Raw genomic sequence first — 12,626 nt, 5'->3', positions numbered from 1 at the left:
CTTCAGCGTTCCTGACCCCTTCGGCGTTCCTGACCCCTTCGACGTTGCTGACGGCTTCGGCTTTCCTGACGGCGGACGTTCCTAACGGCCGTCGTCGTCGTCCTCTCCCGCCTCCAGCAGGCCCGGCGCCGCGCCCACGATCCGTGGATCGGGGCTGCCGACGACCTCCTCGTCCTTGTCGGAGTAGTCGAAGCGGGCCAGCACGCTGCGCATGGCCTCGACGCGGGCCCGCTTCTTGTCGTTGCTCTTCACCACTGTCCAGGGCGCGTGCTCGGTGTCCGTCTCACGGAACATGGCGACCTTGGCGGCGGTGTAGTCGTCCCAGCGGTCCAGCGAGGCCAGGTCCATCGGGCTGAGCTTCCACTGCCGTACGGGGTCGACCTGGCGGATGGTGAATCGGGTGCGCTGCTCGCCCTGCGAGACGGAGAACCAGAACTTCAGCAGGTCTACGCCGTCGTCCGCGAGCATCCGCTCGAACAGCGGCGTCTGGCGCATGAAGCGCCGGTACTCGTCGTCCGAGCAGAAGCCCATGACCCGCTCGACGCCCGCCCGGTTGTACCAGGACCGGTCGAACAGCACGATCTCGCCCGCGGTCGGAAGGTGCTCGACGTAGCGCTGGAAGTACCACTGGCCGCTCTCGCGCTCCGTCGGCTTCTCCAGCGCGACCACCCGTGCGCCGCGCGGGTTGAGGTGCTCCGTGAAGCGTTTGATGGTGCCGCCCTTGCCGGCCGCGTCACGCCCCTCGAAGACGATGACGAGCCGGCGCCCGGTCTCCTTTATCCAACTCTGCAGCTTCAGCAGTTCGATCTGCTGGAGCCGCTTGTGCCAGTCGTACTCCTTGCGCTCCATACGCTGCGCGTACGGGTAGTTCTCCCGCCAGGTGTCGATCGGGCTTCCGTCCGGGCGGATGAGTACGGGGTCGTCGGGGTCGGTGTAGTCGACCGTCAGGTCGGCCGACTCGGACAGCAGGGGCGGCATGGTCATCCTTGCTCCGGATGTCAGTGGAACTGCGGCACGATGAGGTAGATCCCGTACGCCACCACGGCGGCGCAGGCAAGGAAGCACAGGCCGGCCTGGGCGAGACCGAGGGACGAGACCCCGCCACCGATCCCACCGCCGGTCCCACCGCCGGTCCCACCGCCATCTTCCCGTGCCCCTTCGAATCGGGCGACGCCGAGTACGCCGAGGGCGAAGACGACGACCACGGCGACGGTGGCGCCGATGCTCACCCCGGTGACCTGGCCGAGTGCGCTCCAGTCGATGTTCATGATGCGAACTCTCCGTGTCTCAGGCGGCCGTGCCGACGCTGGCCGGCGGCTCGGTGCGGATGGCCACCTCGTGGTGGTCGTTGACGTTGTCGGCGTGCACCGGGTTGCGGCGCGAGACGACGACGATGCCCGCGGCGACGGCGGCACCGACCAGGGCGACGACGACGGTGCCGAGATTGCCGCCGTGCTTGACGACGCTCGCGGAGACGCCTCCGACCAGCGCGGCGGCGGGCAGCGTGATCAGCCAGGCGGCGACCATGCGGCCGGCGACGCCCCAGCGCACTTCCGCCAGGCGCCGGCCGAGGCCCGCGCCGAGGATGGAGCCCGAGGCGACCTGCGTGGTGGACAGGGCGAAGCCGAGGTGCGCGGAGGTGAGGATGACGGTCGTGGAGGCGGTCTCGGCGGCGAAGCCCTGCGGGGACTGGATCTCCGTCAGGCCCTTGCCCATCGTGCGGATGATCCGCCAGCCGCCGATGTACGTGCCGAGGCCGATGGCGAGACCGGCCGAACCGATCACCCACACCGGCGGGCCGGCGTCGTGGCCGAGCGCGCCCGCCGAGATCAGGGTCAGCGTGATGATGCCCATGGTCTTCTGCGCGTCATTGGTGCCGTGGGCGAGCGAGACCAGCGAGGCGGAGGCGATCTGGCCGAGCCGGAAGCCCTTGGTGACCGAGTCCCTGCGGCCGCGGGCGGTGAGCTTGTAGGCGAGGTAGGTGGCGATCAGGGCGGCGACGCCGGCCACGATCGGCGAGGCCACGGCGGGGATCAGTACCTTGTCGACCACCTTGTCGAAGTGCACGCCGTTGGAGCCCGCGCCGACCCACACCGCGCCGATGAGCCCGCCGAACAGGGCGTGCGAGGAACTGGACGGCAGCCCGACCAGCCAGGTCAGCAGGTTCCACAGAATCGCCCCGACCAGCCCCGCGAAGATCATCCCCGGGCTGACGAGGGTGTCGTCCACGATGCCGCCGGAGATCGTCTTGGCGACCTCGGTGGACAGGAACGCACCGCCGATGTTGAGAACTCCGCTGATGAGCACCGCTGTCTTGGGTTTGAGGGCGCCGGTGGCGATGGAGGTGGCCATCGCGTTTGCGGTGTCGTGAAATCCGTTGGTGAAGTCGAAGGCCAGTGCCGTGACGATGACGACCGCCACGAGGAACGTGATGTGGTCCATCGCCTTAGGGGAACAAGCGCTTTCATACAGCAGGCGAACATGAGGTGAAGCACGCTCCAGAACCAAGCACCCGGACGGTGTGGATCGTGCGATGCTGACGTGGTGAACCGTGAGGATCTGGTACGGCTGCGCAAGGCACGCGACCGCATGGACCGCGAGTACGCCGAACCCCTCGACGTCCCCGCCCTCGCCCGCACCGCGCTGATGTCGCCGGGCCACTTCCAGCGCAGCTTCCGGGAGGCCTACGGCGAGACACCGTACGGCTACCTCATGACCCGCCGGGTCGAACGGGCCAAGGCCCTCCTGCGCCGCGGCGACATGACCGTGACGGAGGTCTGCATGGCGGTGGGCTGCTCCTCCCTCGGCTCCTTCAGCGCCCGCTTCACCGAGCTGGTCGGCGAGACGCCGAGCTCCTACCGGGCTCGCTCGCACGAGGAGAGCGCGGCGATCCCGCCCTGCGTGGCGCGGGCGTACACGCGCCCGACCCGGGCGTAGCGCCGCTCATGACCTTAGGTTGGATGCATGGACCTGAAACTGAACAACTGTTTCATCGCCGTCGACGACCACGACAAGGCGATCGCCTTCTACTGCGACGTCCTGGGCCTGGAGATCCGCAACGACGTCAAGTACGAGGGCATGCGGTGGGTGACCGTCGGGTCGCCGCTGCAACCGGACGTGTCGATCGTCCTCGAACCGCCCGCGGCGAACCCCGACCTCTCCCCCGCCGACCGGGATGCGATGGAGCAGCTGCTGGCCAAGGGCATGCTGCGCGGCGTCAACTTCACCACCGCGAACTGCGACGCCCTCTTCGCCCGCGTCCAGGAATCGGGCGCCGAGGTGATCCAGGAGCCGACGGACATGCCGTACGGGGTCCGGGACTGCGCGTTCCGGGATCCGGCGGGGAACATGCTGCGGTTCATGGAACGGTGAACCCGCGGGCCGAGACGCGCCCCCCGGACCGGCCGAGGCTCATACGCCGACTCTCAAGGAGTCGCCCACGCGTCCACGCACACGAAGCCCGTGGCCCCCTCGGGCAGGCGGTGGCCTTCAGTAGCGGGGCGGCCGGTTCGGCGGGGGATTCCTGCTCCCGGACAGCCGGCGGCCGCGGTTGCATGGAGTCCTGCAGCCACAGGGTGAGCCCTCCCCCGACGGCCACGGCGGTCGCCCACACCAGCACGGCCCAGCGCCACATTCGGCGGCGCGTTCCCCCCAACTCACCGGTCATGGGCCCAGGTTACGGCCTCAGCCGTGCCGCCCGCCCCTGGAGATAGCGCTGTTCGGGCAGGCTCAGGGTCGCCGCTGCCGCGGACTCGTAGGCGCGGCGGGCTTGTTCGTGGGCGCCCGCGCGCTCCAGGAGGTGGCCGCGGACCGCGTCGAGGCGGTGTCCCAACTGCGGTTCCAGCAGGTCGAGTTCGGCGAGCCCTGCCTCCGGACCGTCCACCATGGCGACGGCCACGGTGCGGTTGAGGCGTTCGACGGGACCCGGGACCAGGCGGACCAGCACCTCGTACAGACCGAGGATCTCCTGCCAGTCGGTCGCCTCCGCGGACGGCGACTCGTCGTGTACGGCGGCGATGGCGGCGCGCACCTGGTAGGGGCCCGCGCCGCCCCGGGACAGTGCCCGGGTGACCAGCGCGACGCCCTCCTCGATCGCGGCCTTGTCCCAGCGGTCGCGGTCCTGTTCGTCGAGGCGCACGAGTTCGCCGTGCGGGCCGGTGCGTGCCGCGCGGCGGGCGTCGGTGAGCAGCATCAGGGCCAGCAGACCGGCCACTTCTCCGTCGTCGGGCAGCAGCCGGTGGACGGTACGGGTCAGCCGGATCGCCTCGCCGGCCAGTTCGCGCCGCTGCAGCACCGCGCCCGACGTCGCCGTATAGCCCTCGTTGAAGATCAGGTAGAGCGTGTGCAGAACGGCGGGCAGACGGTTCTGCCAGCTCTCCGGCCGCCCGAAGCGCACCCCCCGCACCTTCTGCTTGGCCCGGCTGATGCGCTGCGCCATCGTCGTCTCCGGGACCAGATACGCGCGGGCGATCTCCGCCGTCGTCAGACCGCCGACCGCACGCAGGGTGAGCGCGATCTGGGCGGGCGGGGTGAGGTCCGGGTGGCAGCACAGGAAGAGCAGCGTGAGGGTGTCATCCTCGCGGGGCGCCCGGTCCACTCCCGGTGGCGGAGCGGTGAACGCGTCGCGCGGAGTCAGCGCCACCACCCTCTCCTCCCTGGCCCGTCGCGCCTCCTCCGACCGCAGCGCGTCGGTCAGCCGCCGCGAGGCCACCTTGATCAACCAGCCGCGCGGGTTGTCCGGCACTCCCGCCGTGGGCCACTGGTCGGCCGCCGCCAGCAGCGCCTCCTGTACGGCGTCCTCGGCGGCGTCGAAGTGCCCGTACCGGCGCACCAGCGCGCCGAGGACCTGCGGCGCATTCCGGCGCAGCAGGTCCTCGACCTCGGCGGCTCGGCCCATGCGGCTGTGCTCAGACGTCCGCGGAGCCGCTGTCGATGGGCCGGATCACCACGGGGTAGTCGGCCGCCCCGGCGGGCTGGGGGCACTGGATGATGCGCTCGGCGATCTCCGTGACGCGCTCCAGGCTCGCGCAGTCCAGGACCCAGTAGCCGGCCAGCAGCTCCTTGGTCTCGCCGTACGGGCCGTCGGTGATCACGCTCTTGCCGTCGTCACCCAGGCCGACCAGCCGGGTCTTCGCCGGCTCGGTCAGGCCCTGCGCGTCGACCAGCTCGCCGCTCTCGGCGAGGTCGTTGTTGACGGCGCCCATGAAGGCGTACATGGCCTGGACGTCCTCCTGGCTCCAGGCCGGGGAGTGCGCGTTGGCCTTGCCGCTCATGCCCTCGTAGTCCGCCTGCGTGCACTGCACCATGACCAGGTACTTCATGACTCTGCTCCTTCGGCTCGCGCCGCCCGTGGCGGGCGGCTCTCACAGGGGACGTCGGAGCCGGGCCGGGCTTCTCGACACGGGTCTCAGGATTTTTTCGCGGCCGTCTCTCCGGGCTCCTCGCCGGACTCGGCGCCCCGGGGGACGTATGCCTCGCACCTGGGGTTGCGACAGGGGCCCGACACCCACACCGGCACCCATGCGCCCAGTGTCTTGTGGCGCTTGACCACCGTCTCCACGGGCTGTCCGCACTCCGGACAGACGCGTTCTGAGCTGTCCATGCCCTCAGCGTAGGCCGGTCGGCGCCGCCGCGCGTACGTACGGACGGGTACTCCGTTGCCGAACGTGCGCACCGACTCCACCGGAGGGCTGGTTCAGCCGCAGGGTCAACCGCGGGGTTCGCGCCACATCGGCCACATCAGCGGGCCATCCGGAAGCTCCAGGGGGCGGCCGGCGAGTTCGAAGCCGAAGCGCTCGTAGAGTACGCGGCTGCGAGCGCTGCTGGCCTCCAGATAGGCGGGCAGGTCCTCGCGGTCGCAGCGGTCGAGGACGTGCTGGACGAGCGCGCTCCCCAACCCCTCGCCCTGGCGCTCCGGCGCCACGCCGATCATCCACAGGTACTCGTGGGCGCGGCCGACGGGGTGGATTCGGGCCGTCAGCCAGCCTATCAGTTCGACGCGTTCGTTCCCGGGGTCGACCGCGGCCCGCAGCTGGGCGGGCCCGTCGTCGTCGGCGTCGTGCGCTTCGGCGGGCACGGACAGCCACAACGCGCACGCGCTGCCGTCCTCGGTGACATCGATCCGGCCGTCGTCGAGCACGATCCCGGTGAAGGCGGCCATCAGCCGGTGGTGAGTCGAACGGCGGTACTCGGCCCCGGGAAAGACCCAGCCACTGACCGGATCGTCCTGGAAGGCCTGGTCCAGCAGCCGCACGACCAGCTCCCGGTCGCCCTCGCCCGCCGTCCGGATCGCCACGCCCATATGCCGTCTCCTCGCCTCAACCGACCTCGGCCGTACGGCTGTTGAGCCTATACGGGGCTGTGAGCCGAGTGCGTTGAGGGAGCTGAGGGAGTTGAGGGAGTGGCAACCGGGCCTCCGCATAAAGACGGGCCCCGCACACCGTGGGGATGTGCGGGACCCGCCGGGCCGGAGCCTCGGCGGCCGTGCGGGGTCAGGAGCCGCGCGACCGCCCCGGTGGGCCCCGGGGCCTGCAAGGGCAGAGGTCAGCTGCTGCGTCGTGTCACGAACTCCAGCAGGGCGAGCAGGCCGCCCGCCTCCGCCGGGTCGGCGACCGCCCGGGACAGCTCGTGCATCGCGCGGGCCATGCGGTCAGCGGCCTGGACCTGCGCCCAGTCGCGCCCACCGGCCTGCTCGACGGCGAGAGCCGTCCGCGCGATGTCGCCCTCACCTCCCTCCTTGTCGTACGGCGCTTCGTACAGCGCGGCCAGTTCCGCTGCCGCCGGGGTGCCCGAGGTGAGCGCGGCGACCACCGGCAGGGACTTCTTGCGGGCCGCCAGATCCGCGCCGACCGGTTTCCCGGTGCGCAGCGGATCGCCCCATATGCCGATGACGTCGTCGATGAGCTGGAAGGCCAGCCCGGCCTCGCGGCCGAACGCGTCCAGCGCCTCGACGTCCTCGGCGGACGCGTCCGCATACAGCGCGCCCAGAGCGCAGGCGCAGCCGAGCAGCGCGCCCGTCTTGGCCTCGGCCATGGTCAGCACCTCGTCGAGGGTGACCTCGCCGGGGCCGCGCCGCTCCATCGCCGTGTCCGCGTGCTGGCCCGCGCACAGCTCGACGACACAGGCCGCGAGCCGGGCGGCGGCCGGCCCGGACGCCGGGTGCGGATCCTCGGCGAGCAGCCCGAGGGCCAGCGCCTGCATGGCGTCCCCGGCAAGGATCGCGTCCGCGTCACCGAACACGGTCCATGCGGTGGGCCGGTGCCTGCGGGTGGTGTCCCGGTCCATCACGTCGTCGTGCAGCAGCGTGAAGTTGTGCACCAGCTCCACCGCCGCGGCCGCCCGGACGGCTGCCTCCCGTGCCCTCGCACCGCCGAGCGCGGCGGCCGCGGTGAGAACGAGCGCGGGACGGATCGCCTTGCCCGCGTTACCCGCCGCCGGGGTGCCGTCCGCGTGCTCCCAGCCGAAGTGGTAGAGCGCGATCCGGCGCATGGAGCCGGGCAACGAGTCGATGGCGGCGCGCAGTTGGGGGTCGACGGACGCCCGGGTGCGCTCCAGGATCACCGCCGCCTCGTGCCCGTCGAGCGGCTGCCCGTCCGGGGTGCGCTGTTTCGCCTCCGTCATGAACTCGGCCATGGGATCTCCCTCGGTCAGTCCGCGGACGGCGGCGCTTCCGCTGCGGCTGGGCACATACGACCGGGATGTACCCGCCGCGGTGGGCGGGGACACGACCCCCAGGCGCAGAAACGTCACCTCCACCGGCCGATCTCGACGTTCTCCAGGACACCGAGCGCATCCGGGACGAGGACCGCGGCCGAGTAGTAGGCCGTCACCAGGTACTTGATGATCGCCTGTTCGTTGATGCCCATGAACCGCACGGACAGGCTCGGCTCGATCTCGTCCGGGATGCCGGCCTGCTGCAGTCCGATGACGCCCTGCTCGGCCTCGCCGGTACGCATCGCGATGATCGAGGTCGTGCGGGCCTCGGTGACCGGGATCTTGTTGCACGGGTAGATGGGCACACCGCGCCAGGTCGGGATGCGGTTGCCGCCCACCTCGATCGTCTCGGGGACGAGCCCCCGCTTGTTGAGCTCGCGGCCGATCGCGGAGATCGCGCGCGGGTGGGCGAGCAGCAGCTTGGTGCCGCGCCGCCGGCTGAGCAGCTCGTCCAGGTCGTCGGGGCTGGGCACACCGTCGTGCGGCTGGAGCCGCTGGTCGTACTCGCAGTTGTTCAGCAGGCCGAACTCGCGGTTGTTGACCAGCTCGTGCTCCTGGCGCTCCTTCAACGCCTCGACCGTCAGCCTCAGTTGCTGCTCGGTCTGGTTCATCGGCTGGTTGTAGAGGTCGGCCACGCGCGAGTGGATGCGCAGCACGGTCTGGGCGATGCTCAGTTCGTACTCGCGGGGCTTGGCCTCGTAGTCCACGAAGGTGTGCGGGATGTCGGGCTCGCCGCTGTGGCCTGCGGCGAGGTCGACCTCCTTCTCTCCGTACTTGTTGGTGCGCTGCTCGGGAATCGCCCGCAGTTGCCGCAGGTGCGCCCGCAGGGAGTCGGCGCGCTCCGCGACCTGGTCGACGTCCTGGCGGGAGAGGATCAGCACCGTGCACGCGGTGGCCGCGCGGGCCGTGTACTCCCAGATCGCTTCCGGGTCGAGCAGCGCCGCGTCACCCAGGTAGGCGCCGTCGGCGAGCACACCGAGGACCGCGTCGTCGCCGTACGGGCCCGTGCCGACCTTCTCCACCCTGCCGTGCGCCAGCAGATAGACCTCGTCGGCCTGGCTGCCGAACGAGGCGATCACGGAACCCGGCGCGAACTCCTGCTGCCGGCAGCGCTGGGCGAGCTCCGAGAGCACCTCGTCGTCCTCGTAGTCACGCAGCGCGGGCAGTTCGCCCAGCTCCGCGGGGATGACCTCGACTCGGTCGCCGGTCTTCACGAACGTGATGCGGCCGTCCCCCACGGCGTAGCTCAGTCGCCGGTTGACCCGGTACGTACCACCCTGGACATTCACCCACGGCAGCGTGCGCAGCAGCCAGCGCGAGCTGATCTCCTGCATCTGGGGTGCCGACTTGGTCGTGGTGGCCAGGTTCCGTGCGGCTGCCGTGCCGAGGCTCTGCTGCGGCTTGCCCTGCTCCGAACGGACCTCTTCGCCTACCGACATATGAGAATTGCCCTCCCGCTCATACAGCCGACGCCGATCTGCGCCGCTGCGTCGATCTCCGCGGACCAGCCTTTCATCACGGAACGTGTCGGTGCTATTACCCGAAAGAGCGGGGTTGGATCTTCGTCGGGCTGGGCACACAGGGGGCTCCGCCCCTACGCCGACGGTCGCGAGCTGGCCGGATTCGGACCCTCGCCACGAACACAATGTGTAACCGGATGCTCACCTTCGGTACAACACCCCTCACGGAGGGTCGCATCGGGCGGCCGTCGGCACGGCAAGAAGGAGACGGTCATGGCCTCACCCATGTCCGCGGGCGGTTTCCTGAGCGGCCTCAGGGCGGAAGGCCTCACGGTCGCGGAGGTCGGGGACTGGAGGCATCACAACCGCAACCACAAGGGCCCCTGGGGCCCGGTCCACGGCGTGATGATCCACCACACGGTCACGAGCGGCAGCGAACACACGGTGGAGCTCTGCCGGGACGGCTACGCCGAACTTCCCGGACCGCTGTGCCACGGCGTGATCACCAAGGACGGCAGAGTCCACCTCGTCGGCTACGGCCGCGCCAACCACGCCGGTCTCGGCGACGACGACGTGCTGCGCGCGGTGATCGCCGAGAAGACGCTCCCGCCGGACAACGAGGCGAACACCGACGGCAACCGCCACTTCTACGGCTTCGAGTGCGAGAACCTCGGCGACGGCAAGGACCCCTGGCCCGCCGCCCAGCTGGACGCCATCGAGAAGGCCGCGGCAGCCGTGTGCCGGCACCACGGGTGGACGGAACGGTCGGTGATCGGCCACCTGGAGTGGCAGCCCGGGAAGGTCGATCCACGAGGGTTCACGATGGCCTGGCTGCGGGAGCGGATCCGGGAGCGCCTCAAGTGAGTCACCAGGTCACAATGGTTGCGTGACCGGCCTCGACACCCTGCACCCGCGCATCCCCTCCCCCCTGCAGGAACTGCCCGACGACCGTTTCACCCGCCACGGCCTCCGTCTCCTCCTCAAGCGCGACGACCTGATCCACCCGGAGCTGATCGGCAACAAGTGGCGCAAACTCGCGCCGAACCTCGTGGCCGCGTCCGGCCGTACCGTCGTCACCTTCGGCGGGGCCTACTCCAACCATCTGCGCGCCACGGCCGCCGCGGGCCGTCTCCTCGGGCTGTCGACGGTAGGCGTGGTCCGCGGCCAGGAACTGGCCGACCGCCCCCTCAACCCCTCCCTGGCCCGGTGTGCGGCCGACGGCATGCGACTGCACTTCGTCGACAGATCGACGTACCGCCGCAAGGCAGAACCGGCCACCCTCGCGCGCGTGCTGCGCGCGGCCGGCGCCGCGGACGCGTACGTCGTCCCGGAGGGCGGGAGCAACGCCGAGGCCGTACGAGGCTGTCGGGCCCTGGGCGAGGAGCTGCGCGGGCGGGCGGATGTCGTCGCCCTCGCCTGCGGCACCGGAGGCACGCTGGCCGGACTGGCCGCCGGACTGGCCCCCGATCAGCGCGCGCTCGGCATACCCGTGCTCAGGGGAGGCTTCCTGGCCGCCGACACAGAGGCGCTCCAGGAACGCGCGTTCGGCGGCCGGCGCGGCGCGTGGACGCTCGACGACCGCTTCCACTTCGGCGGTTACGCCCGCACCACCGCCGAACTCGACACCTTCGCCGAGGACTTCGAGCAGCGCCACGGCGTGCCGGTCGAGCGTCTCTATGTCGCCAAGTTGCTGTACGGACTTGTCACCCTGGCCCGGGAAGGCGCTTTCGCGCGCGGGACGACGGTGGCCGCCGTGGTCACCGGGCGGCCCTTCCCGTAGGCCCGCAGTCCCGCGCGGCGCAGGGCTACGCGGTCTCCCGGTAGGCCGCCGCCTCCTCCAGGTCCAGCCTGCGCAGCAGTGTCCGCAGCATCTCGTCGTCGATGTAGCGGCCGTCCCGCAGCCGGACGAACATCGCACGCTCGGCGCCGATCATCTCCCGCGACAGCCGGCGGTAGGTGTCGTCGACGGATTCACCGGTGACCGGATTGACCTGCCCGAGGCGCTCCCAGACGGCGTTGCGCCGGCGCTCCAGGACCTGGCGGAGACGCTCGGCGAGGGGCGGCGGGAGGGCGTTGCGCTCGTCGGTGAGGAGCACGTCCAGGCGCTCCTCGGCGATCCGGGAGGCCTGCGCCTGGGCGTTGGCCTCCGCGAGGGTCTCGGCCTGCGCGTCCCGGGCGGGGAAGTTCACCAGGCGGATCAGCGGGGCCAGGGTGAGGCCCTGCACCACCAGCGTCCCGATGACCGTCGTGAAGGTCAGGAAGAGGATCAGGTTGCGCTGCGGGAAGGCGCCCCCGCCGTGCACGGTGAGCGGGATCGAGAAGGCGATGGCCAGTGAGACGACGCCCCGCATGGCGGCCCAGGACGTGACGATCGGCCCTCTCCAGGTGGGGTTGTCCTCGCGCTCCCTGATGCGCGCGGACAGCATGCGGGGGAGGAACGTCCCCGGGTACACCCACAGGAAACGGGTCGCGACGACCACCAGGAACAGGGCGACCGCGTACCAGGCGGCGTCCACACCCCGGTACTCCCCCAGGCCCCTGAGCACGATCGGCAGTTGCAGTCCGATGAGCGCGAACACCGCCGACTCCAGGACGAACGCGACCACCTTCCACACCGCCTCCTCCTGGAGCCGGGTGGCGAAGTCGACCTCCCACGCGCGGTGTCCCAGGTAGAGGGCGACGACGACGACGGCGAGGACTCCGGAGGCGTGCACCTGCTCGGCGACGGCGTAGGCGACGAACGGGATCAGCAGGGACATGGTGTTCTGCAGCAGCGCCTCCTTCAGGTGCGTGCGCAGCCAGTGGATCGGCAGCATCAGCACCAGACCGACCACGACACCGCCAACCGCGGCCAGCAGGAACTCGCCGATCCCGCCGATCCAGGAGGCACCCGCGCCGACGGCGGCCGCGACGGCCACTCGGTAGGCGGTGATCGCGGTCGCGTCGTTCAGCAGGGACTCGCCCTGCAGGATCGTGGTGATCCGGGAGGGCAGCCCCACCCGACGGGCGACCGCCGCCGCCGCGACCGCGTCCGTCGGCGCCACCACCGCGCCCAGCACGAGCGCCGCGGGCAACGGCAGCCCCGGCACGATCAGATAGGCGACCCAGCCGACGACGAAGGTCGCGAAGAGCACGTATCCCACCGACAGCAGGGCCACCGGCCGCATCGACGCCCGCAGGTCGAGGTACGAGCTCTCGACGGCCTCCTTGTGCAGCAGCGGGGGCAGCACCAGCGGCAGCACGATGGCCGGATCGAGGGTGTAGTCCGGCACTCCGGGGACGTAGGAGACCGCGAGCCCCACCGCGACGAGCAGCAGCGGCGCCGGCACCGGGGTGCGCCGGCCGGCCGCGGCGACCGCGGCGCTGCCCGCCACCAGCAACAGCAGTGGCATCACGTCCATCGTCCTCGCCCGCCCTCGTTTTTCCGCGCGGTCATCCGCACGCCCGTCGTAA

Annotated in this window: 14 protein-coding genes; 4 read left to right on the top strand and 10 right to left on the bottom strand. The window is 71.0% G+C overall.

The genetic code is table 11. The annotated features are described in order from the left end of the window. Positions 1-81: 81 nt before the first annotated feature. The 3 genes from ppk2 to OG870_RS30950 are packed head-to-tail and all read right to left on the bottom strand — an operon-like array spanning position 82 to position 2,442. Positions 82-984, bottom strand: a complete 903-nt coding sequence (gene ppk2, locus OG870_RS30960) for a polyphosphate kinase 2 (RefSeq protein ID WP_405624801.1) — start codon at positions 982-984, stop codon at positions 82-84. A 14-nt stretch (positions 985-998) separates the two neighbouring features. Beyond that, complete coding sequence (locus OG870_RS30955; RefSeq protein ID WP_266843978.1) at positions 999-1,268, bottom strand: hypothetical protein; 270 nt, start codon at positions 1,266-1,268, stop codon at positions 999-1,001. 19 nt (positions 1,269-1,287) lie between these two features. Continuing rightward, the gene (locus tag OG870_RS30950; protein ID WP_266521368.1) at positions 1,288-2,442 is read right to left on the bottom strand and encodes an inorganic phosphate transporter; all 1,155 of its coding nucleotides are present in this window, start codon (positions 2,440-2,442) and stop codon (positions 1,288-1,290) included. Between the two features lie 102 nt (positions 2,443-2,544). Here OG870_RS30950 and OG870_RS30945 point away from each other — a divergent pair, with 102 nt between their 5' ends. Continuing rightward, the gene (locus OG870_RS30945) at positions 2,545-2,937 is read left to right on the top strand and encodes a helix-turn-helix transcriptional regulator (RefSeq protein WP_266521366.1); all 393 of its coding nucleotides are present in this window, start codon (positions 2,545-2,547) and stop codon (positions 2,935-2,937) included. A gap of 27 nt (positions 2,938-2,964) precedes the next feature. Then, positions 2,965-3,372: a VOC family protein gene (locus OG870_RS30940; protein ID WP_266843981.1), complete on the top strand. Its 408-nt coding sequence runs from the start codon at positions 2,965-2,967 to the stop codon at positions 3,370-3,372. A gap of 304 nt (positions 3,373-3,676) precedes the next feature. On the opposite strand, the gene OG870_RS30935 is transcribed toward OG870_RS30940, so the two are convergent. The 6 genes from OG870_RS30935 to OG870_RS30910 all read right to left on the bottom strand — a co-directional run bounded on the left by OG870_RS30935 (position 3,677) and on the right by OG870_RS30910 (position 9,152). After that, complete coding sequence (locus OG870_RS30935) at positions 3,677-4,897, bottom strand: RNA polymerase sigma factor (RefSeq protein ID WP_266843983.1); 1,221 nt, start codon at positions 4,895-4,897, stop codon at positions 3,677-3,679. A 10-nt stretch (positions 4,898-4,907) separates the two neighbouring features. Beyond that, entirely contained in the window at positions 4,908-5,321 is a 414-nt protein-coding gene (locus OG870_RS30930; RefSeq protein WP_266521358.1) for a YciI family protein, read from the bottom strand. 86 nt (positions 5,322-5,407) lie between these two features. Continuing rightward, positions 5,408-5,602, bottom strand: coding sequence for a hypothetical protein (locus OG870_RS30925; protein WP_266589854.1), 195 nt, complete (start codon positions 5,600-5,602; stop codon positions 5,408-5,410). A 105-nt stretch (positions 5,603-5,707) separates the two neighbouring features. Beyond that, a complete protein-coding gene (locus OG870_RS30920; RefSeq protein ID WP_266843985.1) occupies positions 5,708-6,301 on the bottom strand; it encodes a GNAT family N-acetyltransferase in 594 nt (197 codons plus the stop codon). Positions 6,302-6,543: 242 nt separating this feature from the next. Further along, positions 6,544-7,632, bottom strand: a complete 1,089-nt coding sequence (locus OG870_RS30915; protein ID WP_266843987.1) for a family 2 encapsulin nanocompartment cargo protein polyprenyl transferase — start codon at positions 7,630-7,632, stop codon at positions 6,544-6,546. Positions 7,633-7,745: 113 nt separating this feature from the next. Further along, the gene (locus OG870_RS30910) at positions 7,746-9,152 is read right to left on the bottom strand and encodes a family 2B encapsulin nanocompartment shell protein (RefSeq protein WP_266843989.1); all 1,407 of its coding nucleotides are present in this window, start codon (positions 9,150-9,152) and stop codon (positions 7,746-7,748) included. Positions 9,153-9,446: 294 nt separating this feature from the next. On the opposite strand from OG870_RS30910, the gene OG870_RS30905 reads away from it, so the two are divergent. Both OG870_RS30905 and OG870_RS30900 read left to right on the top strand, forming a co-directional pair. Beyond that, positions 9,447-10,037 (top strand): N-acetylmuramoyl-L-alanine amidase, encoded by a 591-nt coding sequence (locus tag OG870_RS30905; RefSeq protein WP_266521348.1) that lies wholly within the window; start codon positions 9,447-9,449, stop codon positions 10,035-10,037. Positions 10,038-10,059: 22 nt separating this feature from the next. Then, a complete protein-coding gene (locus tag OG870_RS30900; protein ID WP_327691715.1) occupies positions 10,060-10,953 on the top strand; it encodes a 1-aminocyclopropane-1-carboxylate deaminase/D-cysteine desulfhydrase in 894 nt (297 codons plus the stop codon). Between the two features lie 25 nt (positions 10,954-10,978). Here OG870_RS30900 and OG870_RS30895 read toward each other — a convergent pair whose 3' ends face one another. Then, entirely contained in the window at positions 10,979-12,574 is a 1,596-nt protein-coding gene (locus OG870_RS30895) for a Na+/H+ antiporter (RefSeq protein WP_266843991.1), read from the bottom strand. Positions 12,575-12,626: the final 52 nt, after the last annotated feature.

The organism is Streptomyces sp. NBC_00461, from assembly GCF_036013935.1.
GTDB lineage: Bacteria > Actinomycetota > Actinomycetes > Streptomycetales > Streptomycetaceae > Streptomyces.
This window is presented reverse-complemented; position numbering and strand designations above follow the sequence as displayed.